The 24,470-nt window shown below is 63.2% G+C and carries 19 protein-coding genes; 6 read left to right on the forward strand and 13 right to left on the reverse strand.

The window, feature by feature from the left end:
• The first annotated feature begins 37 nt into the window (after positions 1-37).
• Together P7F60_RS22215 and hutC are read left to right on the forward strand one after the other, a co-directional pair.
• Positions 38-1,393, forward strand: a complete 1,356-nt coding sequence (locus P7F60_RS22215) for a formimidoylglutamate deiminase (protein WP_277919870.1) — start codon at positions 38-40, stop codon at positions 1,391-1,393.
• Entirely contained in the window at positions 1,390-2,133 is a 744-nt protein-coding gene (gene hutC, locus P7F60_RS22220; protein WP_277919871.1) for a histidine utilization repressor, read from the forward strand. Before P7F60_RS22215 ends, hutC begins: the two co-directional genes overlap by 4 nt.
• 7 nt (positions 2,134-2,140) lie before the next feature.
• On the opposite strand, the gene P7F60_RS22225 is transcribed toward hutC, so the two are convergent.
• From P7F60_RS22225 to P7F60_RS22255, 7 genes are all read right to left on the reverse strand, one after another.
• On the reverse strand, positions 2,141-3,796 hold the full coding sequence (locus tag P7F60_RS22225) for a GMC family oxidoreductase N-terminal domain-containing protein (protein WP_277919873.1): 1,656 nt from the start codon (positions 3,794-3,796) through the stop codon (positions 2,141-2,143).
• Between the two features lie 82 nt (positions 3,797-3,878).
• Positions 3,879-4,646, reverse strand: a complete 768-nt coding sequence (locus tag P7F60_RS22230; RefSeq protein ID WP_277919874.1) for a 3-ketoacyl-ACP reductase — start codon at positions 4,644-4,646, stop codon at positions 3,879-3,881.
• Positions 4,643-6,151, reverse strand: coding sequence for a GMC family oxidoreductase (locus P7F60_RS22235; RefSeq protein WP_277919875.1), 1,509 nt, complete (start codon positions 6,149-6,151; stop codon positions 4,643-4,645). The genes P7F60_RS22230 and P7F60_RS22235 overlap by 4 nt, the downstream gene beginning before the upstream one ends.
• Positions 6,152-6,162: 11 nt before the next feature.
• On the reverse strand, positions 6,163-7,278 hold the full coding sequence (locus P7F60_RS22240) for an ABC transporter ATP-binding protein (RefSeq protein WP_277919876.1): 1,116 nt from the start codon (positions 7,276-7,278) through the stop codon (positions 6,163-6,165).
• 5 nt (positions 7,279-7,283) lie between these two features.
• Positions 7,284-8,171: a carbohydrate ABC transporter permease gene (locus tag P7F60_RS22245; protein ID WP_277919877.1), complete on the reverse strand. Its 888-nt coding sequence runs from the start codon at positions 8,169-8,171 to the stop codon at positions 7,284-7,286.
• Positions 8,168-9,049 (reverse strand): sugar ABC transporter permease, encoded by an 882-nt coding sequence (locus tag P7F60_RS22250; protein ID WP_277919878.1) that lies wholly within the window; start codon positions 9,047-9,049, stop codon positions 8,168-8,170. The genes P7F60_RS22245 and P7F60_RS22250 overlap by 4 nt, the downstream gene beginning before the upstream one ends.
• A 254-nt stretch (positions 9,050-9,303) precedes the next feature.
• Complete coding sequence (locus P7F60_RS22255) at positions 9,304-10,506, reverse strand: ABC transporter substrate-binding protein (RefSeq protein ID WP_277919943.1); 1,203 nt, start codon at positions 10,504-10,506, stop codon at positions 9,304-9,306.
• 367 nt (positions 10,507-10,873) lie between these two features.
• Between P7F60_RS22255 and P7F60_RS22260 the strand changes: the two genes are divergently transcribed.
• Positions 10,874-11,926 (forward strand): LacI family transcriptional regulator, encoded by a 1,053-nt coding sequence (locus P7F60_RS22260; protein ID WP_277919879.1) that lies wholly within the window; start codon positions 10,874-10,876, stop codon positions 11,924-11,926.
• Between the two features lie 77 nt (positions 11,927-12,003).
• On the opposite strand, the gene P7F60_RS22265 is transcribed toward P7F60_RS22260, so the two are convergent.
• Genes P7F60_RS22265 through P7F60_RS22285 form a run of 5 tightly spaced genes read right to left on the reverse strand, consistent with a single transcriptional unit; the run spans position 12,004 to position 17,950 of the window.
• Positions 12,004-13,512, reverse strand: coding sequence for an aldehyde dehydrogenase family protein (locus P7F60_RS22265; protein WP_277919880.1), 1,509 nt, complete (start codon positions 13,510-13,512; stop codon positions 12,004-12,006).
• A complete protein-coding gene (locus tag P7F60_RS22270) occupies positions 13,512-14,291 on the reverse strand; it encodes an enoyl-CoA hydratase/isomerase family protein (protein WP_277919881.1) in 780 nt (259 codons plus the stop codon). The genes P7F60_RS22265 and P7F60_RS22270 overlap by 1 nt, the downstream gene beginning before the upstream one ends.
• Entirely contained in the window at positions 14,284-15,897 is a 1,614-nt protein-coding gene (locus P7F60_RS22275) for an acyl CoA:acetate/3-ketoacid CoA transferase (protein ID WP_277919882.1), read from the reverse strand. Before P7F60_RS22275 ends, P7F60_RS22270 begins: the two co-directional genes overlap by 8 nt.
• An 8-nt stretch (positions 15,898-15,905) precedes the next feature.
• Positions 15,906-16,907 carry a Gfo/Idh/MocA family oxidoreductase gene (locus tag P7F60_RS22280; protein WP_277919883.1) on the reverse strand — a complete coding sequence of 334 codons (1,002 nt, stop codon included), beginning with the start codon at positions 16,905-16,907 and terminating at the stop codon, positions 15,906-15,908.
• Complete coding sequence (locus tag P7F60_RS22285) at positions 16,904-17,950, reverse strand: LacI family DNA-binding transcriptional regulator (protein ID WP_277919884.1); 1,047 nt, start codon at positions 17,948-17,950, stop codon at positions 16,904-16,906. The genes P7F60_RS22280 and P7F60_RS22285 overlap by 4 nt, the downstream gene beginning before the upstream one ends.
• A gap of 427 nt (positions 17,951-18,377) precedes the next feature.
• Between P7F60_RS22285 and P7F60_RS22290 the strand changes: the two genes are divergently transcribed.
• The gene (locus P7F60_RS22290; protein WP_277919885.1) at positions 18,378-19,541 is read left to right on the forward strand and encodes a dihydrodipicolinate synthase family protein; all 1,164 of its coding nucleotides are present in this window, start codon (positions 18,378-18,380) and stop codon (positions 19,539-19,541) included.
• Between the two features lie 150 nt (positions 19,542-19,691).
• Here P7F60_RS22290 and P7F60_RS22295 read toward each other — a convergent pair whose 3' ends face one another.
• The gene (locus P7F60_RS22295) at positions 19,692-19,886 is read right to left on the reverse strand and encodes a hypothetical protein (RefSeq protein WP_277919886.1); all 195 of its coding nucleotides are present in this window, start codon (positions 19,884-19,886) and stop codon (positions 19,692-19,694) included.
• Positions 19,887-20,442: 556 nt separating this feature from the next.
• Between P7F60_RS22295 and P7F60_RS22300 the strand changes: the two genes are divergently transcribed.
• Complete coding sequence (locus P7F60_RS22300; protein ID WP_277919887.1) at positions 20,443-21,621, forward strand: aminotransferase; 1,179 nt, start codon at positions 20,443-20,445, stop codon at positions 21,619-21,621.
• A 147-nt stretch (positions 21,622-21,768) separates the two neighbouring features.
• Complete coding sequence (locus P7F60_RS22305) at positions 21,769-24,090, forward strand: P-loop NTPase fold protein (RefSeq protein WP_277919888.1); 2,322 nt, start codon at positions 21,769-21,771, stop codon at positions 24,088-24,090.
• Positions 24,091-24,470: the final 380 nt, after the last annotated feature.

Raw genomic sequence — 24,470 nt, forward strand, 5'->3', positions numbered from 1 at the left:
GCGGCGGCTAGAATGCCGGCCGCGGGAGAGGAGCACTATGCAGACGAATACGATCTTTGCGAACGCCGTCCTGACGGCAAACGGCTGGGTGAAAGACGCCCGGCTGCGCCTGGAGAATGGCCGCATCGCCGCCATCGACGCTGGTGTGGCAGCCGAGGCCGGCGACGAGCGCCACGACATCCTCGTGCCCGGCATGCCCAATCTGCATAGCCATGCCTTCCAGCGCGCCATGGCCGGCCTTGCCGAAATGCGCGGCCCCGGAGACGACAGCTTCTGGAGCTGGCGCAGCGTCATGTATAATTTCGCCCTGTCGATGACGCCGGAGCAGGTCGAGGCTGTCGCTGCCCAGCTTTATCTCGAGATGCTGGAGGCGGGCTTCACCCGCGTCGGCGAGTTCCACTACCTGCATCACGACAAGAATGGCCAGCCTTACACCAACCCGGCCGAAATGGGCGAGCGCATCGCCGCCGCCGCCGGCGAAACCGGCCTGAAGATGACGCTGCTGCCGGTCTTCTACGCCCATTCCGGCTTCGGCGGCAGCGCCCCGAACGAAGGCCAGCGCCGATTCGTCTCCTCGGTCGACCTCTATCGCCGCGTCTTCGAAGGCGTCGAGAAGGCCGTGGCGAACCTGCCCGATTCGGTCGTCGGCATCGCGCCGCATTCCCTGCGCGCCGCCACGCCGGACGAACTGACGCAGATCCTGCCGCTCGCTGCTGAGCGGCCGATCCATATCCACATCGCCGAGCAGGTCAAGGAAGTCGAGGATTGCATCGCCTGGTCGGGCAAGCGTCCGGTCGAATGGCTCCTGGAAAACCAGCCGGTCGATTCGCGCTGGTGCCTCATCCATGCGACGCACATGCTGCCGCAGGAAACTCTCGGCATGGCCAAGGCCGGCGCGATCGCCGGTCTCTGCCCGATCACCGAGGCCAATCTCGGCGACGGCATCTTCCCGGGCGTCGAGTTCCTTTCGGCCGGCGGACGCTACGGCGTCGGCTCCGACCAGAATGTGCTGATCGGCGTCAGCGACGAATTGCGCCAGCTCGAATATTCGCTGCGCCTCGCTACTCGTTCGCGCAACGTCGCCGCACAGCCGAATCAATCGACGGGCCGCGCCCTGTTCGACGGCGCGCTGGCAGGCGGCGCGGTCGCCTTGGGTGCGAAGTCCGGAATTGCCGTTGGTGTCGCGGCCGATTTCGTGTCGTTGAACCGCGCGCGTGCGCCCTATCTGAAGGACGACGCGGTTCTCGACGGTTGGATTTTCGCCGGCAACGTCATCCCGGATTGCGTCTGGGTCCATGGCGTGAAACAGGTGGAAGGCGGCCGGCATGTTCGGCGCGAGCGAATCGAACAGCGCTTCCTGGCCGCGATGAAACAACTGACGGACACTCTATGACCGCAGAGGGCGACAAGACGCTGCATCAGCGCATCGTCTCGGATATCGAAGGGCAGATCGTTTCCGGGGCGTGGCCGCCCGGCCATCGCATCCCCTTCGAGCTGGATCTGGCCGAGCAATATGGCTGTTCGCGCATGACCGTGAACAAGGCGCTGACGCAGCTCGCGAATGCCGGATTGATCGAGCGCCGCCGCAAGGCCGGCAGCTATGTCGCCCAGCCGCGGGCGCAATCGGCCGTGCTCGATATCCACGATATCCGCGACGAGGTGCAGTCCCTCGGCCTGCCCTATGGTTACGGCCTCATCGGCCAATCCCGTCACAAGTTGAAGAAAGGCGAGGGCGAGCGACTGGCGCTGGAGCCCGGCACGCCGGTGCTCTCCGTTTCCGCCTGCCATTCGGCCGGCGCGCGGCCGTTTTGCTTCGAGGACCGCCTGATCAACCTTGCCGTCGTTCCCGAGGCGGCCGATGCCGATTTTTCCGCCATCGCGCCCGGTCCCTGGCTGATCGACCGCGTGCCTTGGTCGGCGGCCGAGCACGCCATCCATGCCATCGGCGCCGACGAGAAGGTGGCTTCGGCACTAAAGATTTTGCCGGGCGCTCCCTGCCTCGTCGTCGAGCGCCGCACCTGGAGCGGCGCCGTGCCGATCACCCATGTGCGACTGATCTATCCCGGCGACCGCCATAGCCTCGTGGCCCGTTTCGCGCCGACCGATCCCGGCGAACGCGTCGCCACCGTCTGATCCCCGGTCAGCGGATGTTGGCGCGGGCGCGCGGGCGTTGATCGTTGCGCTCATAGGCAAAGATCGCCGGCGGCAGCGGCTCGCGGTTGCGGATGATATCCGCGCCCTTCTCGCCGACCATGATCGTCGGGGCATTGGTGTTGCAGGAGGGCACGCGCGGCATGACCGAGCTATCGCAGACGCGCAGGCCTTCCAGACCATGCACCCGAAGATCCAGCCCGACCACGGCATCCGCGCCGGTGCCCATCTTGCAGGTGCCGACCGGATGGTGATCGGTCTTGGCGTTGGCGCAGCCGTAGTTGAACAGATCTTCGTCGCTGACGGCCTTCGGGCCGGGCAGGCGTTCGGCCAGCACGTAAGGTTTCAGCGCCGCTTGGCTCATGATCTCGCGGGCGATTTTCAGGCCTTCGATCGACATTTTCCGGTCATGCGGGTCTTCCCAGTAATTCGGGTCGATCAGCGGTGCTGCGGCCGGATCGGCGGAAGAGAGCCGCACCGTGCCCTTGGAGCGTGGATGCAGATAGGCCGAATTCAGCGTCACGCCGGCATTCTTCAACCGCTCGACGCCGGCCTCGATGCCGGAGCCGAGGCCGAGATGGAATTGGATATCCGGCGAGCGCGCCTCCGGATCCGCATACCAGAAGCCGCCGGTCTCGAACAGCGACGAGGCGACCGGCCCGGAGCGGAACATTACATATTGCAGCCCGGCCCAGAGGGTGCGGTGCAGCTTGGCGACGCCGTCATAGGTGTGGTCGCCGGTGCATTCGCAGATGACGAACAGATCGAGGTGATCCTGCATGTTGGAACCGACGCCGGCCAAGTCGTGGTTCACCTTGACGCCTACCGATTTCAGATGATCGGCCGGGCCGATGCCGGATTGCAGCAGCAGTTTCGGCGAGCCGATGGCGCCGGAGGAGACCAACACCTCGCGCTCGGCGCGAATGATTTCGCTGCCATCAGAGGTCACCACCTCCACACCGACCGCGCGCGTTCCCTCCAGCACGATGCGGGAAACGCGGGCGCCGAGCTTGATCGTCAGGTTCTTTCGGTTGCGGATCGGCGAGAGATAGGCAAGCGAGGCGGAGGAGCGGCGGCGATTGCGCTGGGTCAGCTGGTAGAAACCGACGCCGGCCTGCTGCCTGCCGTTGAAATCGTGATTGTAGGGAATGCCGAGTTCCTGTCCGGCGCGGATATAGGCATCGCAGATCGGCAGGGCCGAGACCGGCATGGAGACGCCGAGCGGCCCGCCATAGGAATGGTAGTCGTCGGCAAAGCGCTGGTTGTCCTCTGCCCGCTTGAAATAGGGCAGAATGGAGCGGTAATCCCAGCCTTCGCAGCCGTCTTCACTGGCCCAGAGATCGTAATCGGCGGCATTGCCGCGCGTATAGAGCTGGGCGTTGATCGACGAGCCGCCGCCGATCACCTTGGCCTGGGTATAGCGCAGCACGCGGCCCTTCATGTGCTTCTGCGGCACGGTTTCCCAGCCCCAGCTCGCCACGCCCTTGGTCATCTTGGCAAAGCCGGCGGGCATATGAAACAGCGGGTTCCAGTCGCTGCCGCCGGCCTCGATCAGCAGCACGTTCACGTCCGCGTCTTCGCTGAGGCGATTGGCGAGCACGCATCCCGCCGGCCCGGCGCCTGTGATGATGTAGTCGTAGCGCATATGACACTCCTCGAATTCCAAAGCTCCGCCGTTCCCGCGCCGGAAGGGCGGGCGGCAGGCAAGATGATGGCTGTTTCAGCCGTTACAGTCTGGCGATCGACAGCCCGCCATCGGCATCGATCACCGAGCCGGTCGCGAAAGCGAAGCCGCCGCCGGCAAGGCCGGCACAGATGGCGCCGATATCGGCGGGATAACCCCAGCGCTTCATCGGCACGAGCCCATCGGCGATCAGCCGGTCGTAACGGTCGGCGACACCGGCGGTCATGTCGGTGCGGATGATGCCCGGCCGTACCTCGAAAACGCCGATACCGTCTTCCGCCAGCCGCAGCGCCAGCCCCTGGCTGAAGGCGGCAAGCCCGGTCTTGCTGATGCAGTAATCCAGCCGCTCCGGCGAACTGAGCGAGGCAGAGACGGAGGTTATGTTGATGATTGATCGATAGGTATCGCCCTCTGGCCGGCCGAGCATCGCCTTGACCACGGCTTGCGTGAAAAACACCGTGCCGCGCAGGTTGGTGGCGAGGATACGGTCGTAATTCTCCGGTGTCAGGTCTAGAAAATCGCCGCGCACCACCGAGGCCATGCCGGCATTGTTGACGAGGCAATCGATACGGCCGAAACGGCCAAGGATCGCATCGACCGCCGGGCCATGGGTCGAAAGGTCGGCAAGATCGGACTGGGCATAAAAAGCCTCGACGCCGAGGGCGCGGATTTCATCGAGCGCCGGATCGGCCATGCCGTTGGCATCGAGCCCCGTCAGGGCGATGTCGAACCCGGCGACAGCGAGCGCCTTGGCGATGCCGAGGCCGATGCCGCGCCGTCCGCCGGTGACGATGGCAAGAGGTCTGTTCATCGGGCAAGCTCCGTCGATGCGATGTGATCGGCGACCCTTAGCGCCTGCGCGGCAATGGTCAGCGACGGATTGACCGCCGCCGATGTCGGCAGGAAGCTGGCATCGACCACGAAAAGATTGGGATGCTGGTGGGCGCGGCAATGGATATCGAGCGGCGCCTTCGCCGCCTCGCGCCCCATGACCACCGTGCCGCATTGATGCGACGGCGTGCGCTTGTCGAAGGCGCGCGACAGCACGAGCGGAAAGCCTGCGGCGCGCAGCACGCTTTTCAGCTTCGCCACGAGATCGAGATGCGCCTGCCAGTTGGTGCGGTGCCATTGCAGCACGATGCGTTCGCCATCTACCCGGATGCGGCTTTCGGGATGCGGGATATCCTCGCTCATCGCGTAGAAATCGATGGCATGGGCGGAGATGCGGTCGAGCAGCCATTCCGGCATCGAGGGCATGTTGCCCTTGAGGATTTTGCCCGAGACGCGGCCGAGAAGCTGGACATTGCCGAGCGGCGGCCCGCCATTGCCGTCCGACAGATAAAAGTCGTTGAAGCCAAACGTCTTCTGGTAGACGGAATCGTTGCGATAGGTCGGCGAGAGAGCCAGCACAGCGCTGGAATTGTGGTTCATGAAATTGCGCCCGACCTGATCGGAGGCATTGGCAAGCCCGGTCGGGTGGTTGTCGTTGGCCGAGCGCAGCAGCAGCACGGCGGATTGCACGGCGCCGGCCGAGAGGATGACCAACTTCGGCGTCAGTTTCTGCGTCTGCCCGTCCCTGATATATTCGACGGCCTCGATGGCCTGCCCGTCCGGGGCGGTGATCAGCCGCGTGACCCGCGAGCCGGTCTGCAGCGTGACGTTGTCATGTTGCCGCGCCAAGGCCAGCGCCACCGTTTCGGCATCCAGCTTGCCGTCGAAGCTGTGCGGATGCGCATCCCACGGCGTCTGGCCTTTGGCGAGCCAGCGGTCGATATCGATACCGAGCGGCAGCGAGAAGGGATGCATGCCCGCCTTGCGCAGCTTTTCCCGCACTTTTGCAATGGCAGGCTCTTCCCGTACCGGCGGGAAGGGGTAGGGCTTGCTATGGGCCGGTTCGGTCGGGTCTTCGCCGAGCGTGCCGCGCACCTGATACATCTGCTCGGCCGCCGAATACCAGGGCTCCAGTTCCTCGTAGGGGAAGGGCCAGGCAGGCGAAACGCCCTCGCGGTGGCGCATCTCCTCGAAATCCTCGCGGCGGTAGCGGGCCAGCACCGCGCCGTAGAATTTCGAATTACCGCCGACATTATAGTAATTGCCGGGGTTGAACGCCGTGCCGTCGGCCTCGTACCAGAACTCTTTCGGTCGGAAATGGCCGCGCTGGAAGATGGCGCGCTGGTCGCGGTTTTCTGGGCGGTCCTCGATGTGACCGCCCGCTTCGAGGATCAGGATATCGGCGCCGCTGGCGGCGAGGCCGGCGGCGACGGTGGCCCCGCCGATCCCCGATCCAATGATGACGATATCCGGTTGCGATGGCATGGACGTGGGCCTCAGGCGATTCTGGCTTGCGATTGCGGATCGAAGAACACGGCCTTGTCGAGATTGAAGGCAAGGCGGGCGCGTTCGCCGGGCGCGATGCGGGCATCGGCGCGCAGGCGGGCGACCACTTCCTTGCCACCGAGCTTCGTCACTGCAAAGGTATCGGAGCCGGCGGGCTCGACCACCTCGATCAGGCAATCGCCCTCGGCGAGCGTGCGGGCGTTGCGGTCGGCGCCGTCAGGGTCGGTCAGGGCTTCCGGGCGAATGCCGAACATTACCGTACGCCCGGCATGGGCGGCTAAGGCCTCGCGGCCCGGCGCGATCGGCAGTTTCAGCACGCCGCCGCCCGGCTGCTCCAGCGAGACCTGAACGGTGTCGCCAGCCTTTTCAACATTGGCCGGCACCAGGTTCATGGCTGGCGAGCCCATGAAGTCGGCGACGAACATGTTGGCGGGATTGTTGTAGATCTCGGCCGGCGAGCCGAATTGCTGCAGCACGCCGCCCTTGAGGACGGCGATCTTGGTCGCTAGCGTCATCGCCTCGATCTGGTCGTGGGTGACGTAGACGATGGTGGTCTTCATGCGGTGGTGCAGCCGCTTGATTTCGGTGCGCATATCGACGCGCAGCTTGGCATCGAGGTTCGACAGCGGCTCGTCGAACAGGAAGAGTTTCGGATCGCGCACCAGCGCCCGGCCCATGGCGACGCGCTGGCGCTGGCCGCCGGAAAGCTGGCCCGGCTTGCGGTCGAGCAGATGGCCGATCTGCAGCATGTCGGCGACCTGCTTGATTGCCTTGTCGCGCTCGTCCTTCGGCACGCCGCGGATTTCCATGCCGAAGGCGATGTTGCCGCCGACCGTCATGTTCGGATAGAGCGCATAGGACTGGAAGACCATGGCGATGTCGCGCTGCGACGGCGGCAGGCCGGCGACGTTGCGGCCGTCGATGCCGATTTCGCCTGACGTGATCGGCTCCAGCCCGGCGATGCAGTTCAGCAATGTCGACTTGCCGCAACCGGAGGGGCCGACGAGCACGAGAAAGCCGCCTTCCTCAATCTCGATATTGATGTCCTTGAGGATTTCGAGCGCGCCGTAGGATTTGCGCAGATTTGCGATCTTGAGGAAAGACATGGGAATTATCCTTTCACGGCGCCGGACATCAGGCCGCGCACGAAATAGCGGCCGGAGACGATGTAGACGACCAGCGTTGGCAGGGCGGCGAGGATCGCGCCTGCGAAATGGACGTTGTATTCCTTCACACCGGTGGAGGAGGAGACCAGGTTGTTGAGCGCGACCGTCATCGGCGTCGAATAGGGGCCGGAGAAGGAGGCGCCGAACAGGAAGTCGTTCCAGATATTGGTGAACTGCCAGATGACCGAGACGACGATGATCGGGCCGGAGGAGGGCAGCAGGATACGGCGGAAGATCTGGAAGAAGCTCGCCCCGTCGATCTGCGCCGCGCGCACCAGCTCCGTCGGGAAGTTTTCGTAATAGTTGCGGAAATAGAGCGTGGTGAAGCCGAGGCCGTAGATCACATGCACCAGGATCAGGCCCCAGATGCTGCCGGCAAGCCCGAGAATGCCGAGGATGCGCGCCATCGGGATCAGCACGATCTGGAACGGGATGAAGCAGGACAGCAGCAGCATGCCGAAGAAGACGTTCGAACCCTTGAACTGCCACTTGGTCAGCACATAGCCGTTCAGCGCCCCGACAATGGTGGAGATGGCGACCGCCGGCACGACCATCAGGATCGAATTCAGGAAGAAGGGTTTCAGGCCGGTCGGCTGCACGCCGATCTGCGCCGTCGACCAGGCCGAGATCCACGGCTCGATCGTCCAGGTCTGCGGCAGGTTCAGCATGCCGCCCTGGCGGATTTCGTCCAGCGGCTTGAAGGAGTTGACCACCATCACGTAGAGCGGCAGCAGATAATAGACCGCAAACAGGATGAGGGCGGTATAGATCAGCGCGCGGGTCAGCCGGCCGTGGGAAATGACGTTGTCGGGATTTGCAGGAGCGCCGCTCATCGGCCTTTGCCTCCACGGATTTCGGAATAGAGATAGGGGATGATGATCGAGAAGATCATGGCCAGCATGACGATCGCCGAGGACGCCCCGATGCCCATCTGGTTGCGGGTGAAGGTGTAGGAATACATGAAGGTCGCAGGCACTTCGGTCGCCTGTCCCGGTCCGCCGCCGGTCAGCGCCACGACTAGGTCGTAGGCCTTGATGGCGAGGTGAGCGAGCACGACGAAGGCGGAGAGGAAGACCGGGCGCATCAGCGGAATGATGATGCGGCGATAGACGGTCATGGTCGAGGCGCCGTCGATCTGGGCGGCCTTGATGATCTCATTGTCGACGCCGCGAAGGCCGGCGAGGAACATGGCCATGACGAAGCCGGAGGACTGCCAGACGGCGGCGATGACCACGCAATAGATGGCGTAGTTGCCGTCCTTGATCCAGTTGAAGGAGAAGCTCGTCCAGCCCCAGATGCGCATGGTGTTCTCAAGGCCGATGCCGGGATCGAGGAACCATTTCCAGGCCGTGCCGGTGACGATGAAGGACAGCGCCATCGGATAGAGATAGATCGGCCGCAGCAGCCCTTCGGCGCGAATCTTCTGGTCGAGCAGGATCGCCAGGAACAGGCCGAGCACCGAGCAGATGACGATGTAGAGCGAGGCGAAGATCGCCAGGTTGGTGATCGCCCGCCACCAGTGCGGCAGCGCCCAGAGCTTGGAATAGTTGGTGAGGCCGGCGAAATTGTAGGAGGGCAGCATCTTGCTGTCGGTCATCGACAGGTAGCCGGTATAGGCGATGAAGCCGTAGACGAAAATCAATATGACGACGAAGCTCGGCGCCAGGACAAGCTTGGGCAGGATTTCCTGCAATCGGCTGCGACTGTTCATGGTCGATCACCATTCCTTGCGCATGGCAGACGGATCGGAAAAGCCTTTCCGGTTCTGCGGCGCGCATCTTTTCGAAATAGACTGTCGGGTTGAGACCCGATGAATGCCGGCCGGCGGAGCCGCTCCCTGCGCGTGCCCGTCCTCGTCGACGGGAAGCGGCAGACCCCGGAGCGGGTCGTTTACAGCCTTCTCCCCGGGGGCGGGGAGAAGGTGCCGGCTGGCGGATGAGGGGCGGACGCGCCCCTCGGCCAAGCTTACTTCGCGGCCTCGACGGCGGTTACCAGTTCCTTCACGGCGGCTTCCGAGGTCAGCTCGCCGTTGAATTCGCGGGTCACGACGTCATAGATCGCGTTCTTGACGGCGGCCGGGTTGGCATGGCCATGGGCCATGGAGCCCATCAGCGTGCCGTTCTTGTTGGCTTCGGCCAGATCCTTGATCGCCTTCTTGCCGCAGGCGTCGAAGGCGGTGTCCGGAACGTCGGTGCGGGCCGGGACCGAACCCTTGACGACGTTGAAGGCCGACTGGAAGGTCGGGCTCTCGATGGCCGAGGCCATGGCGAGCTGGGCCGGAACCTTGTCGGCGGCGACCTTGAACATCGCGAACTGGTCGGAGTTGAAGGTCACCGAGCCCTGCGTGCCGGGGAAGCGCATGCAGACGAAGTCCTTGCCGGGCTCCTTCTTGGCCTTCAGGAATTCGCCCTTGGCCCAGTCGCCCATGAATTGCAGGCCCGCCTTGCCTTCGATGACCATGCCGGACGCCAGGTTCCAGTCGCGGCCGGAGAAGTTGTCGTCGACATAGGAGCGCAGCTTGGTCATGCGGTCGAAGGCTTCCTTCATCTTGTCCGAACCCAGCGTTGCCGAATCGAGGTCGATGAAGGCCTTCTTGTAGAAATCATTGCCGAGCGAGAGCACGACGGCGTCGAAGATCGTCGCATCCTGCCAGGGCTGGCCGCCATGGGCGATGGGCGTGATGCCCTGAGCCTTGAAATTGTCGAGCAGGGCGATCAGTTCGTCCCAGTTCGCCGGCTCCTTGCCGCCGGCCTTGTCGAGCGCGGCCTTGTTGATCCACATCCAGTTGGTGGAGTGAACGTTTACGGGCGCTGCAATCCAGTGGCCGTCATACTTGGAAAACTTCTGCAGAGCGCCGGGGATGACCTTGTCCCAGCCTTCCTTGCCGGCGACTTCATCGAGATTGCCGAGCGCGCCTTCCTTGGCCCAGTCGAGAATGTCGAAGCCGAGCATCTGAACGGCGGTCGGCGCATTGCCGGCGGTGACGCGGGCGCGCAGGACGGTCATGGCTTCCGTGCCGCCGCCGCCGGCGACCGGCATGTCGGTCCAGGTGATGCCCTTGCTTTCGAGATCCTTCTTCAGGACGTCGAGCGCGGCCGCTTCGCCACCGGACGTCCACCAGTGCAGAACTTCCACATTTTCCGCCGCCTGGGCGGCACCCGCCAGCATGGCCAGGCTCAAGGCAGTCGTCGTCAGAAACTTGCGCATTTTATCCTCCCGGTTGCAAGTTTGTCGGCGCGGGCATTCTCCTCCCGCCCACATTCCCGGGGCTCCTCACAAGGCGCGCCGGGTCACGGTATTCAAAACCGATCGCAATTTAAAACGTTATAAATCGCGTCGAGTCAAGATGGGTCTCTATTTCGGAACCAATTTCGAACTTATTCCGCAAGTCATTCTTTTCAAAAGGCTTTCGCTTTCGAAATTGGTCATGGATTTGTTGCGTTGCACAATTTATATCGTTTGCATTGCAAGATTGAACTGTGGTGGTGTGCGGGGTAAGGTGTCGCGCAAACCCGACCGAAAGACCAGAGCAACCGTGCCCAATCCCTCGAAACCTTCTTCCCCCAGTGGAGGCGGCACGCGAAGCGCCAAGCCGACCCTGCGCACCATCGCCGAACTGACCGGCCTGGCCGTCACCACGGTGTCGCGGGCGCTGTCCAATGCACCGCAGATTTCCATCGAGACGCGGAAACGCGTGCATCAGGTCGCCGCCGAAATCGGCTATTCGCCGGATCGTGCCGCCCAGCGCCTGAAGACCGGCCGGACGAACGTCATCGCCGTGCTGCTGGAACCGCACGAGGAAATCCTCGGTTACGGCACCTCGCTGCTGTCGGGGCTGGGCAAGGCGATGCAGGGCACCGCCTACCACCTGATCGTCATGCCGAACTTTTTGAATTCCAGCAATATCGCCGCCGTCAACTATATCATGCGCAACGGCATGGCCGACGGCCTGATCATGTCGCGTACCGAACCGCTGGATCCGCGGGTCAAACTGCTGCTGGAAAACGATTTCCCCTTCGTCACCCATGGGCGCACGGAGCTTTCCACCGCCCATCCCTTCGTCGATTACGACAATTTCACCTTCACCTATGCGGCCACCAAGCGATTGCTCGCCAAGGGGCGGCGCAAGCCGGCGCTGATCAGCGGCCCGTCGCGCTTCACCTTCGGTAGCCATATCCTGCATGGCTTCATGACGGCGGTGCGTGAGGCGGGCTGCGAATTCGAGATCATTTCCGATATCGACCTCGACCATCCCGCCGGCACGATTCGCGACCGCATCGCGCGGCGTAACCGCGAGCCCGGTCCGCCGGACGCTTATGTTTGCGGCGGCGAAGTCTGCGCGCTCGCCACCATCACCGGCATGAGCGATTGCGGCCTGACGCTGGGCAAGGAATATGACATCGTCGCCAAACAGACCTCGCAACTCCTCTCCGCCATCCAGCCGAGCGTCGAAAGCATCTATGAGGATCTGACCGCCACCGGCGAGGCCATGGGCCGCATCCTGCTGAAGCGTATCGGCGGCGAGACCCGCATGGCCGATCTGCAAGTCCTGCTGCGTCCCGAGGAGCCGTTCGCCGCCGGGAGATAGGATGGCGGCTTTTCCGCTTCGATGTTCGAATGTCATAGCCGCCTCCTTTCTTCCGAGCGGTTACAGGCGTTTGTCGATCAGCGCGGCATCCACCAGCCGGTGCGCGCTCCGATATGCATGTTGAGCGTCTTGGTCTCCGTGTAGTCTTCCACCGCATGGCGGCCGAGTTCGCGACCGAGGCCGCTCTGCTTGTAGCCGCCGAAGGGCAGTTCCGAGGCGCCGTCCATAAACGTGTTCATCCAGACCGTGCCGGCGCGGACCTTGCGGCCGATGGTCAGGCAGGTATCGAAATCCTTGCTCCAGACGCCGGCCGACAGGCCGTATTCGACGGAATTGGCAATCGAGATCGCCTCGTCCCGCGTGTCGAATTCCAGCACCGAGAGAACCGGGCCGAAGACTTCTTCGCGGGCGACCGCCATCTCCGGCTTGACGCCGGACAGGATGGTAGGGGCCATGAACTGGCCGAGCCCGAGATCGAGCTTGCCGCCGCCATGGGCGACATGGGCGCCGCTCTCCACCGCGCCGTCGACATAACCTGCGATCTTGTCGAGATGCTGCGGCGTGATGATCGCGCCGACCTGCGTCGTCGGGTCGAGCGGATCGCCGACCTTGACCTTACCAGACAATTCGCCAATCCGGGCAATCACATCGGCGGCAATGCTCTTGTGCAGGATGAGGCGCGAACCGGCATTGCAGCATTCGCCGGCATTGAAATAGGCGCCGAACACGGCGGCATCGATGAAGGCATCGAGATCGCAATCGGGGAAGACGATCTGCGGGTTCTTGCCGCCGAGTTCCAGCGATACCTTCTTCAGCGTGCCGGCCGCATTGGCCATGGTCAGCTTGCCGACGCCGGTCGAGCCGGTGAAGGAGATCATGTCGACATCCGGGTGGCTGGTGAGCGTCGGGCCAACTTCGCCGCCGGTGCCGACGATGATGTTGACCACGCCTTCCGGCACGCCGGCTTCCAGCAGGATTTCACCGAGCACCAGCGTCGAGCCGGAGGTCAGTTCCGAAGGCTTGACGACGGCGGTGCAGCCGGCGGCAAGCGCGAAGGGCAGCTTCTGGCCGACGATCAGGAAGGGGAAATTCCAGGGCGTGATGATCGAGACGACGCCAATCGCCTCGCGCAGCACGACGCCGAGCGTGCCGTCGCCGAGCGTGTTGTAGCTTTCGCCATGCAGGTCGCGGGCAAGGGCCGCCGCATAGCGCCAGATATCGACCGCGCCGGCGATTTCGCCGCGCACCTGGCTGATCGGCTTGCCGCCCTCGATGGCATCGAGAAAGGCGAGTTCTTCGGCGCGGTCGGCGATCAGGTCGGCGGCCTTCAAGAGGATGCGCGAGCGTTCCGATGCGGTCATGCGCGGCCAGGGGCCGGTATCGAAGGCGGCGCGGGCGGCTGCGATGGCGCGTTCGGCATCGGCTTTTGTGGCGGCCTGGTAGCGGCTGACGGTGACGCCGTGGCTCGGCGCGACGCGCTCGATGACCTGGCCCTCGACGCCCTTGCCCCAGCCCGAGCCGATCAGCATCGAGAATTCGCGGAGCTTCAGGTCTGCGCCGGGCTGCGGGCGGATTTCAATCGTCATTACCATTCTCCCTTGAACTGCGCGGCGCGTTTTTCCGTGAAAGCAGCGACCCCTTCCTTCAGGTCGCCGGTCTTGGCGACGAGGATGGAGCCCAGCGCTTCGACGGCGGCGCCATTGTCTTCGCCGTTGGCGACGGCGAGCATGAGTTTCGAAATTTCCAGCGCCGCCGGCCCACGGGTGGCGATGCGTGCGGCATACTCTTTCGCAGCGGCGACAGCCGTGCCCGTCTCGACCACCTGGTCGACCAGCCCATGGCCGAGCGCTGCCTCGGCGGAAAACATCTCGCCGCCCAGCACCATGCGGCGCACGATCTGCGCCCCGAAACGCTTGACCAGCCGCTGCGTGCCGGACCAGCCCGGCACCATGCCGAGCGAGGTTTCCGGCAGGCCGATCCTGATCTGGCTTTCGGCGATACGGATATCGGCGGCACCCGCCAATTCCAGCCCGCCGCCCAGCGCATGGCCGTTCAGCGCCGCGATCAGCGGCATGCGCAAGGTCGCCAGCCGGTCGAAGACGCGGTGGCCGAAGCGCACCCATTGATGGCCGAATTCATTGGCGCTCATCGCGCCCCAGGCCTTGATATCGCCGCCGGCCGAAAAACCTTTGCCTTCGCCGGTCAGGATCACCACGCGCACATTCGCCTCGGCTTCCACCGTGTCGCAGGCGGAGGCGAGGGATTTCAGCATGTCGAGGTCGAAAGCATTCAGCTTTTCCGGCCGCGACACGGTCATCACCGCGATGGGGCCGTCGATGTCGACGCGCACGCCTTTCTCAGCCATGGCTCGCCTCCGTCAAGGTACGCACCGGCTTGTGCGGCAGTGCCAGCTTCAGCGGCGCTTCGCCGAACAATGCGGCGTCCATCACCTTCAGATCCGGCGAGACGATCAGCGGGAATTCGGACTGGTCGAGGATATGCGCCTGCAGATCGACGCCCGGCGCGATCTCGGTCAGCACGATACCCTCAGGCGTCAGCTTCATTACGGCGCGTTCGGTGACATAGGTGATATCCTGTCCCTGCTCGACGGCGCGGCGGCCGGAGAAGGTGACGTGCTCGACCTCGTTGACCAGTTTCTTCAGCTTGCCTTCTTTTTCGATCACCAGTCTGCCGCCCTCAATGCCGAGTTTCGCGCCGGCATTGAACATGCCGGAGAAGACGATCTTCTTCGCCCGTGCGGTGATATCGACGAAACCGCCGGCCCCGGCCGTTACATGCGGACGGAAGGAGAGTTTCGAGACGTTGACCGAGCCGTCGCGGCCGATTTCGAGGAAGGAGAGCAGCGAGGCATCGAAGCCCGCGCCTTGAAAGTACGTGAACTGATAGGGCGAGGGCATGTAGGCATCGGCGTTCGAGGCGCAGCCGAAGGCGAAATCGAGCAGCGGCACGCCGCCGACGGCACCCTGTTCGATGACCCAGGTGACGGCCCCATGCAGGCCCTCTTCCAGCAGGATGCGCGGCACGTTCGCGGAAATGCCGAAGCCGAGATTGACGCAGCTTCCGGTTTCCAGCTCCTGCGCGACGCGCCGGGCAATGACCTTCTGGATGTTGAATTCCGGCACGCGGAACGTATCGAGCGGCCGGAAGATTTCGCCTGATATCGCCGGATCGTAAAGCGTCTGCGTCGTCTGTTTCTGCTCGGGATCGACGACGATGTAATCGACCAGCATGCCTGGAACACGGACATCATGTGGCTTCAGCGAGCCTTCCTTGGTGATGCGCTTGACCTGGGCGATGACGATGCCGCCATTGTTGCGGGCCGCAAGCGCCTGGTCGAGGCCGCCGAGAGTGGCGCCTTCATGCTCATAGGTCAGGTTGCCGCGCTCATCCGCCGTCGTGGCGCGGATGATGGCGACCTGCGGAATGATCGAGCGGAAATAGAGATAATCCTCGCCATCGAAGTTGATCTTTTCGACTATCGGCTCGGCGGCGGCCTTGTCGTTCATGGCGCAGCCCTGCCGTGTCGGATCGACGAAGGTATCCAGTCCGACCTTGGTGATGACGCCCGGGCGCTTGGCGGCGGCCTCGCGATGCATGTCGAACATCACGCCGGAGGGGATGTTGTAGGCGGGGATTTCATCGCCGGTGATCATCTGCCAGATCAGCGGCGGTTCCGCTGTCGAGGGACCGGAGGGGTAGGAGCCGCCGAGGATTTTGGCGAGCAAGCCCTTCTTGGCGATGTAATCGACACCCTTGATGCCGCTCATGTCGCCGGCGGCGATCGGGTGCAGCGTCGTGATGTTCCTGGGATGGCCGGTGGCGTCGAAACGCTCGCCGATTGCCTTCAGCATCAGATCCGGGCAGCCGAGGCCGGAGGAGGAGGAGACCGAGACCACGGCGCCATCGGGAATGAGGGCGGCGGCTTCGGAGAGAGAAATATGCTTGCTCATCGTCTTGCTCAAAGTCCGGATTCGATGGAAACGGCCTGGCCGGTGGCGGCGGCCTTGACGACGGCAAGCCCGGTCGCCAGCGACCAGATGCCGTCTTCGCCGCTGCACAGCGGCTTGCCCTTGCCGGCGATGGCGGCATGGAAATTGATGAGCGCCGTCTCGTAGAGGTTCTGATGGTCGACCGGCAGTTCCTGCTCACCCTCGGCATTGCGCAGCGTCACCGTGCCGACCGGGCGCTGCGACATGCAGTTGCGGCCGATCAGCGAGCCCTCGGTGCCGTGGATTTCAAAGCCGGTCTCGGCGAATTTCGTGGTGAACCCGTCATGGAACTGGGCGATGACGCCGGATTTGAAGCGCAGCACGCCCATGACCGCATCTTCCAGCCCCGCCTTGGCCATGCCGCCCTGCTGGGTGAAGGCGACGGCTTCGACCGGATCGTCGCCGAGCACGAAGCGCAGCGTATCGGTGTCATGCACGGTGATGTCGAGAATGACGCCACCGCCGGCCTCGGGCTTGTCGAGCCGCCAGCCCTGCAGATGCGACGGCAGGTAGACGGCGTGGAAAACGCGGGCCGAAAGCGGCCGGCCGATGCGGCCCGCAGCGATGGCATCGCGCATCGCCCGATGCGTGCCGGCGCCGCGCAGGTGATGGTTGGTCGCCATGACGACGCCGGCGGCTTTCGCGGCCTCGACCATGTCGCGGGCATCGGAAAGGCTGACGGCCAGCGGCTTTTCGCAGAGGATATGCTTGCCGGCCTTGGCGGCGGCCAGCGCCTGCGCCTTGTGCAATTCATTGGTCGTGGAAATATAGACCGCGTCGATCTGCGGATCCTCGACCAAGGCCGAAAGTTCGGTGACGGCATTGGGAATGCCGTGCTCGGCGGCATAGGCCTTGCCGCGCTCGGCGTTCGAACTCAGGAGCGAGACGATATCGCCGCCAGTGGCGCGAATGGCGTCGATCACCCATTCATGCGCAATCGTGCTCGCGCCGATCAATCCCCATCTGGTCATACGGCACTCCTCCATTCCTGTCTTTTGGCGCCGATGCCGCAGCTCTGGCGCACCACGAGGCGAACGGCGCCGGTCAGCGCCTCCGGCTCCGGCTTTCCGGCATTGATCTGTTTCATCAGCAATTGCGCGGCGCGCTGGCCCATGCCCTGCGGATCGACGGAGATCGTCGTCAGCGCCGGCACGGCGGTCTTCGCCTCGATGACATCGTCGAAGCCGACGACGCCGAAATCCACGCCCGGCTCCATCCGCCGGCTGCGCAGGCCATCGCAGACGCCGAAGGCGACGGCATCGTTGAAGCACAGCGCCGCCGTCGGCCGATCCGAAAGCAAAAGCGCCCGCTGCACCGCATCGACGCCGCCCGCCCGCGACGGGGCCGAGCCGACGATGAGGTCATCCGCGACCTCAAGACTGGCGGCGGCAAGGCCTTCGCGATAGCCGACCCTGCGCTCATCGAAGACGGCGGTATCGGGAAAGCCGCCGAGAAAGGCGATGCGGCGATGGCCAAGGCCGGCGAGATGCTCGACGGCGGCCCGCGCACCGGCGCGGTTGTCCGAAATCAGCGACGACACTTTTGCGCCGGCGATATTGCGCACCACGACGACCACCGGAATGCCGCTGGCGACCAACGGTTTCAGGTCTGCGGCTTCGGTGCCGCGCGCCGGCGAAATCACCAGGCCGGAAATCCCGTGTTCGCGCATCGAGGCGATGACCTCGCCCTGGCGGGTGACGCTTTCGGCGGTATTGGCCAGGAACTGCACATAGCCGGCCGATTGCACCACCATGTCGACGCCAACCGCCAGTTCGGCAAAGAAACTGTTGGTCAGGTCGTTGACGACGATGCCGACGATCTTCGAGGAGGCGGTCTGGCGCAGGTTGGCAGCGGCGCGGTTATAGACATAGCCGAGATCGCGGATGACGGCATTGACCTTAGCGCGCGTCGCCTCGTTGACCAGCGGGCTGCCTTGCAGGACGAGGGACACGGTCGACTTCGACACGCCGGCGGCATGGGCGATGTCAACGACCGTCACGCGTCCCTTGTTCATGAATTCCTCCCCGGCCTGCTTGGCCTGTCGTCATGACTTAATTGGATCGATCCAAATTTGTCAAGCGAGTTTTCTGATTTTCGTGTGGGGGAGGTGGTTGGTATCCAGGGCGCCGCTTCGATGATGCCTTGCGACCAACTCTGCGTCCGTCATGCTCGGGCTTGTCCCGAGCATCTAACCACGTCAGTATTTTAATTATTATCAGATACATAATTGACGACGGCAGATCCTCGGGACAAGCCCGAGGATGACGATCAGAGGCGTTATGCATAAATCCGGCAACGTCATTATCTAATGCCCGTCTTCGATAATGAGTCGTTTTCGCTCACTTGAAGTATCCGAAAAATTCGCGACAACCGTCAAAATCCATCTTGAAATTTGGAACGATCTAAATTAAACCGCCAGCCATTGGTGAGGAGATCCACCCATGTTGACGCTGAAGCTTCCCAAGGCCGATGGATCGGTCGAGCAATACAGTCTGATCGGCGCGCCCACCGAGCGGCCGAATGCCGTGCCGGTTTTCAATCGCATCGCCTATGCCGCCGCCCATGTCGTGTCGGATCCGCGCGCCGAAACCGATCCTTGGGGACGCCCAGCTATCGACTGGGAGGCGACGCTGGCCTTCCGCCATCATTTGTGGAGCCTGGGTTTCCGCATCGCCGAGGCGATGGACACTGCCCAGCGCGGCATGGGGCTGGATTGGGCCGGCGCGCAGGAACTGATCCGCCGTTCGCTGGCGGAAGCCCGCACGGTCGAGGACGCTGATCTGGCCTGCGGGGCAGGGACCGATCATCTCTCGCCGCTCGATACCCGCTCGCTCGACGATGTGATCGGCGCCTATGAGGAGCAGGTCGGTTTCGTCGAAAAACATGGCGGCCGCGCCGTCATGATGGCGAGCCGGGCGCTGGCCCGTGTCGCAAAGTCAGGCGAGGATTATGCCCGCGTCTATGGCCGCATCCTGTCGCAGGCCAAGGACAAGGTGGTGCTGCACTGGCTGGGCGACATGTTCGATCCGCAACTGGCCGGCTATTGGGGTTCTGGTGGTTTCGAAACGGCGCTCGACACCGTTCTCGGCATCATCGATGCCAACAAATCCAAGGTCGAAGGCATCAAGATCTCGCTGCTCGACAATGAAAGGGAGATCGAGTTGCGCCGTCGCCTGCCGGAGGGCGTGCTCTGCTTCACCGGCGACGATTTCAATTATGCCGAACTGATCGAGGGCGACGGCACGCATTTCAGCCACGCGCTGCTCGGCATTTTCGATGCCGTCGCGCCGCAGGCATCGAAGGCGCTGGCCTGTCTGAAGGCGGGCGATGTCGAAACCTTCCGCTCTGTGATCGAGCCGACCGTGCCGCTGTCGCGCAAGATTTTCGAAGCGCCGACGCAATATTACAAGGCGGGCGTCGTCTTCCTTGCCTGGCTGAACGGCCATCAGTCGCATTTAACCATGCCGGCCGGCATGCAGTCGGCGCGCGGCGTCAATCATTATGCCGAGATTTTTCGGCTGGCCGACCGCGCCCGCGTTCTCGACCAACCGGAACTCGCCGTGACCAGAATGTCGCATTTCATGGCGGTAAGCGGCGTATCCTGAATACCATTGCAGCGCGAAAGAAATCCTTCGCGCTGCAAAAAAATTCTAATGTGATGAAATTCTAATAAAACGATTCATCGGCCCGCCGACTATGCGATTGCGGGCCGATTTGCCGATGACTGCACGTTTTGCGCGCAAATCATCGCGCCCTCAGGCATAGGTCGGGCTTTCTTTCCGGTTGGCGAGCAGGTCACGAATGGCACGCTTTACCTCGGCCGGCGAGTCGAAATGCTGCTCGTCGAGATCATGGACGTGGAATTTGACGGCGATGAACTTCAGCCGATCGGCGTCCGGAATAACGATTCCGACCGGGACGCCAGCGAATTCAATAACTTGCTTTTGCATGGGCATACTCCTACTGCATCAGGTGACGCAGGTGACGCGAATTTTCGTATGAGTTTTTGTGAGTTTGACTCAGAACGACATTCGACAGGTCGAACGGAAAAGCGGAGCGGTGTGTTTCACCGTAAGCGCCGACCACACGAGGGTGGACGATTTTCGATATGTATAAATCATGTCACTCTCCCTGGTTGGTGTTGCGCTACTATGCCATCGGGCGATTCAAGCGTTAGCGGCCCGACGCATCATGTAGTCCAAACTTCGTTTCCGTTCAATGGCCCATCCGTATTAGATAGAATTTTTTTCCATTTGATGACGAAATCGGGGCGCGGTCATGAAGTTTCCATGTCGTCACTCTCTTCCGTCCCGGCAGCAGGTAGGGTCGTGAACCGTGTTAGACAATAGTCTAAGGCGCAGGAGGGGGCCAAAATCGGGCGGTGGTGAATCACATTTCCGTTCCCCGTCCGGAATTCGGCGGCTCGCGACACAAGGGGATGGCGCGGCGGCTCGTCTGCTTTTATGACAGTCGCCAATTATTCGCGAAAACCAAATTGAGTCCGCCATGTCGCATCCCGCCTTCAATCCTTTGGTCAGCAATCTCTCGGCGCCGCCGGTTCCTTCCGTCCTTGCCTGGGCGGCCGCCTATGATGGAAGCCGTGGGCCGAAGATCGAACTGAGCCAGGCCGTGCCCGGCTATCCGGCCCATCCGGAAACGCTGGCGCAGCTTTCCGCCGCGGCCGGCTCCACGGCCTATACCGGCTATGGCGATATCGAAGGGGAAGAAAGCCTGCGCGCTGTCTATGCGCAGCATGTCAATGACGTCTATGGCGCTTCCGTTTCGGCCGGGAATATCCATGTGACCTCTGGCGCCAACCAGGCCTTCATTTCCGTGCTGATGACGGTCGCCGGCGCAGGCGACACTGTGGCGCTGACCGATCCCTTCTATTTCAACCAGGAAATGACGATGTCGATGCTCGGCATCAAACTGGCGACGATCCCTTGCGACCCGGCGCAAGGCTTTCTGCCGGATCTGGAGGCGGTGCGCGCGGCACTGTCGCGCGGGCTGAAGGCGCTGGTGCTGGTGACGCCGAACAACCCGACCGGCGCGGTCTATCCCGCCGGCCTGCTCAGCGAAATCCTCGATCTCTGCCGCGCCGCCGGCACCTGGCTGATCCTCGACGAGACCTATCGCGATTTCCTGCCCGAGGGCAGCGGCCGGCCGCATGACCTGTTCTCGGTGCCGGGCTGGCAGGACAATCTGATCTCGCTGTACAGCTTCTCGAAATCGCTGTGCATTCCCGGCCATCGCCTCGGCGCGATTACTGCCGCGCCCTTCGTGGTCGAGCAGGTCGCCAAGGTCATGGACAATCTGCAGATCTGCGCGCCGCGCGCCGCGCAAGGCGCGGTCGCCAAGGTGCTGCTGTCGCTGGAAGGCTGGCGGCGGGAGAACCGGGCGGAAATCACGCGCCGCGCCGCCGCGCTGAAAGAGGTGATGGCGGAGTTGCCGGCTTGGCGGATGGATGCCATCGGCGCTTATTTCGCCTTCATTCGCCATCCCTTCCCAGGCGTCGGCTCGGCAAAGGTTTCGGAGCAACTGGCGCGCCGCACCGGCGTCGTCTGCATTCCCGGCATCTATTTTGGCGCAGAGCAGGACGACTATCTGCGCTTCGCCTTTGCCAATGCCGATGTCGCGACGATTCGCAAACTCAGCGAGCGGCTGGCCGGTTTTCAGCTCGAATAGGCATTTTCCAGCGGCTTTTTTCTGCTGAACAATGGCTGAGACGCGGAAATCGCTGATTTTTCGGTTGAAAGATCGCTGCATCGCCGGGGCGTAGATTGCGTCTCGGCCGGCCTTGCTCTTCAATCCGCGCGCACAAGGAGCCGATCGATGCAGCAATTGCCGGATACCCCGATTTTCTCGCCGGCGCAGGATCTCTATGCGCTGTCGCCGTTTTCGCAGCGGCTGGCGCGGGTGATCCGTGCCGCGCAGGTGCGCGAAAACATGGTGATCGGCCTCAACGGCATCTGGGGCGGCGGCAAATCCAGCGTGCTCAACATGGCGCTGGCCTGGCTGATGGCCATGGAGCGCTCCGGCCTCGACCGCTACGCCGCCTCCGAGCGCGACGAAAGCGACGCGCTGGATGCGCTGATGAACGGCGTCGAGCCGGACGAGCAGGAAAACCATCTCGCCGATCTCGAACAGGAATGGGGCAGCAAGGCCGGCCGCACGATCATCGTACGTTATAACCCGTGGCTGGTCTCCGGCCATGATACGCTGGTTTCGGATTTCTTCCGTATCCTCGCCGATCGCATCGGTGACGTCGTCGACAGTGAGACGAAGCAGGCGATCCGCGCCGCCGCGACCCGGCTTGCCGATTTCATGGACCTCACCAACCACGCCTCCTCTGGCATGGGTCGGCTGCTGGCGCTTTATGCCGAGGCCAGCGGCGGCGGCCCGGCGCTCGATAAACAGGAGGCGGGAAAGCGCGCTGGCTTCATCAAGGGCCTGTTCCGCAAGGTAACCTCTAGCCCGATTCCGCTGACGCTGCAGGAAGCCCGCGACCAGCTCGCCTATCAGCTTTACAAGCTTGCCGAATTGAACCGTCCCGTGCTCGTCCTCATCGAGGATATCGACCGGCTGCGGCCGGAAGAGGTGCGGCCGCTTTTGTCGATGATGAAGGCGCTCGGCGAATTGCCGGGCATGACCTACCTGATCGGTTATGACCGCTCGGTGCTCGAACGGGCGCTGGGCGAAGCCGACAGCGAGCAAGGACTGCCGAAATTCCTCGAAAAGATCGTGCAGGTGGATCTCGACCTGCCGCGTGTTCCCGGCGAACGGCTGCTGGATGCACTGATGATCCAGGCCGACGAGATTTTTGGCCAGCCTCTGGCCGAGAGCGAGCGCGACGACCTTTCCGACACCTTCAAGCGCGGCCGCGTGCTGCTGTCGACGCCGCGCGATGTCGGCCGGCTGCGCAATGCGCTGGTCTTCGCCGATGCCGCGACCGGCCGCTCGATCCGCACCACCGACCTGATCCGCATGGAGATCCTGCGCCTCAAGGAGCGCCACGTCTTCGACTGGATCATGCGCAATTCCATCTATTTCCACCCGCGCATCAGCCTGCAATCCATGGATGCCGAGCAGCGCGGTCGCGAATTCATCGAGGAAGGGCTGGAGCAGGCGACCCGCCTCAACCGCGATTCCGTTGCCGATACGCTGGCCCATACCTTCGAAAATGCTGCCTGGGTTCTCGGGGGCGCCGCCCCTTCGCCGCGCGACCGCATGCATGACAAGGATACCCGTTTCCCGCTCTACAGCGCCGAAGGCTGGGAATGTTACCTGCAATCCTTCCCGGATGCCGATTTGATCGGCCAGGAAGAATGGGGCTATGCGCGCCATATCTGCGGCGACGTCCAGAAATCGCGCAATTACCTGCAGACCCTGCTGACCCGCCGCCGCGCCGATGGCAAGCCGCTGCTGCTCTCCTTCCTTGAAAACATCGATCGTTTCCTGCGCGGCAGCCAGCCGATCGGGCTGTTGACCGCCCTGTTCGAGCTGAGCGATGACGTGGTCGCCACCAGCTTCGACCTGTCGCACAAGAGCGCATTGCGCGCCGCTGCCAAGCTGCTGCACCAGTCGGATGATCCCGCCGATATGCTGCTCGGCATCAGCCTCAAGGAAGGCATCAATCCCTTCGCCATCTTCGTGGTGCTGGAAGTGTTTGCCGAACAGCTCGGCCTCTTGTCAAAGAGCCGTACCCCCGGCGTGCCCGCCTTCAGCGAGGCGGAACTGGCCGAGGCGATCTCGACCGTTTATCTTCGCATGTCCTCCGTGCCGATCGAGCGGGTGGCGCGCTGGTTCTCGACGGTCGAGCTTCATCGGTTGCTGGCGCTCGGCCTCGACACCAAGACGCTCTTGCAATTCACCCAGAAGATACTGGCGAAATCGAGCAGCGAGGTGCGTTTCCTGCTGGAGGAGATCTGCACCGCCTGGCCGGCCCGCCATGGCGTGCGCCTGATTCTCACCCGCCGGCCGGACGCCGATCTCTATCCGCTGCAGGAAATGCGCAACTACGCCAACCGCATGGCGCGCCTCAATCCGGGCGACGAATTCTTCGAGGATTTCGTCGAGGCTGCCGATGAATTCATCGCCACGCCAACGCTGAAAGACCGGACGCAGAAGATCAAGGCCCGCTCAGGCCGCGATTGAGCACCACGCACCGCTGATACCCTATCCCTTTGATTTTCATCGCCCCTTGGATTCCCAGCCAAGGGGTTGACGCGACTCGCTCTTTCGCTCAGCCTGTAACGGATATCAGCCGTTGGTGTGGAAAAAACCGTAAGTTATTCAATCGGCTGTTAGCGACGACTGTTTGCGTATTTACAAGCCGGATGGAATCGCAGGACAAGCGGGGACGGTTAAAAAAGCGTTATCTCGACGCAGTAGCTTGGAGAGTTGGCAGGCATGGCGATGTCGCAGAGAAAGATGGCCGAGGGGGCCGGGCAGGACACGGAGGCGACTCCCGCCGACGTGACGATTGCCGCCGATGCCCAGGCGCTTTCGCTGCAGATGAAATCCATGCGCGAGCG

The organism is Rhizobium sp. YJ-22 (assembly GCF_029601685.1).
Classification (GTDB): domain Bacteria; phylum Pseudomonadota; class Alphaproteobacteria; order Rhizobiales; family Rhizobiaceae; genus Metarhizobium.

Excerpts from the sequence above, each read along its gene's own strand:
- P7F60_RS22290 (WP_277919885.1), top strand. The coding sequence starts at position 18,378 with ATGTTGACGCTGAAGCTTCCCAAGGCCGATGGATCGGTCGAGCAATAC.
- P7F60_RS22230 (WP_277919874.1), bottom strand. The coding sequence starts at position 4,646 with ATGAACAGACCTCTTGCCATCGTCACCGGCGGACGGCGCGGCATCGGC.
- P7F60_RS22240 (WP_277919876.1), bottom strand. The coding sequence starts at position 7,278 with ATGTCTTTCCTCAAGATCGCAAATCTGCGCAAATCCTACGGCGCGCTC.
- P7F60_RS22285 (WP_277919884.1), bottom strand. The coding sequence starts at position 17,950 with ATGAACAAGGGACGCGTGACGGTCGTTGACATCGCCCATGCCGCCGGC.
- P7F60_RS22275 (WP_277919882.1), bottom strand. The coding sequence starts at position 15,897 with ATGAGCAAGCATATTTCTCTCTCCGAAGCCGCCGCCCTCATTCCCGAT.
- P7F60_RS22245 (WP_277919877.1), bottom strand. The coding sequence starts at position 8,171 with ATGAGCGGCGCTCCTGCAAATCCCGACAACGTCATTTCCCACGGCCGG.
- P7F60_RS22250 (WP_277919878.1), bottom strand. The coding sequence starts at position 9,049 with ATGAACAGTCGCAGCCGATTGCAGGAAATCCTGCCCAAGCTTGTCCTG.
- P7F60_RS22225 (WP_277919873.1), bottom strand. The coding sequence starts at position 3,796 with ATGCGCTACGACTACATCATCACAGGCGCCGGGCCGGCGGGATGCGTG.
- hutC (WP_277919871.1), top strand. The coding sequence starts at position 1,390 with ATGACCGCAGAGGGCGACAAGACGCTGCATCAGCGCATCGTCTCGGAT.
- P7F60_RS22305 (WP_277919888.1), top strand. The coding sequence starts at position 21,769 with ATGCAGCAATTGCCGGATACCCCGATTTTCTCGCCGGCGCAGGATCTC.
- P7F60_RS22235 (WP_277919875.1), bottom strand. The coding sequence starts at position 6,151 with ATGCCATCGCAACCGGATATCGTCATCATTGGATCGGGGATCGGCGGG.
- P7F60_RS22265 (WP_277919880.1), bottom strand. The coding sequence starts at position 13,512 with ATGACGATTGAAATCCGCCCGCAGCCCGGCGCAGACCTGAAGCTCCGC.
- P7F60_RS22300 (WP_277919887.1), top strand. The coding sequence starts at position 20,443 with ATGTCGCATCCCGCCTTCAATCCTTTGGTCAGCAATCTCTCGGCGCCG.
- P7F60_RS22280 (WP_277919883.1), bottom strand. The coding sequence starts at position 16,907 with ATGACCAGATGGGGATTGATCGGCGCGAGCACGATTGCGCATGAATGG.
- P7F60_RS22295 (WP_277919886.1), bottom strand. The coding sequence starts at position 19,886 with ATGCAAAAGCAAGTTATTGAATTCGCTGGCGTCCCGGTCGGAATCGTT.
- P7F60_RS22215 (WP_277919870.1), top strand. The coding sequence starts at position 38 with ATGCAGACGAATACGATCTTTGCGAACGCCGTCCTGACGGCAAACGGC.
- P7F60_RS22255 (WP_277919943.1), bottom strand. The coding sequence starts at position 10,506 with ATGCTGGCGGGTGCCGCCCAGGCGGCGGAAAATGTGGAAGTTCTGCAC.
- P7F60_RS22270 (WP_277919881.1), bottom strand. The coding sequence starts at position 14,291 with ATGGCTGAGAAAGGCGTGCGCGTCGACATCGACGGCCCCATCGCGGTG.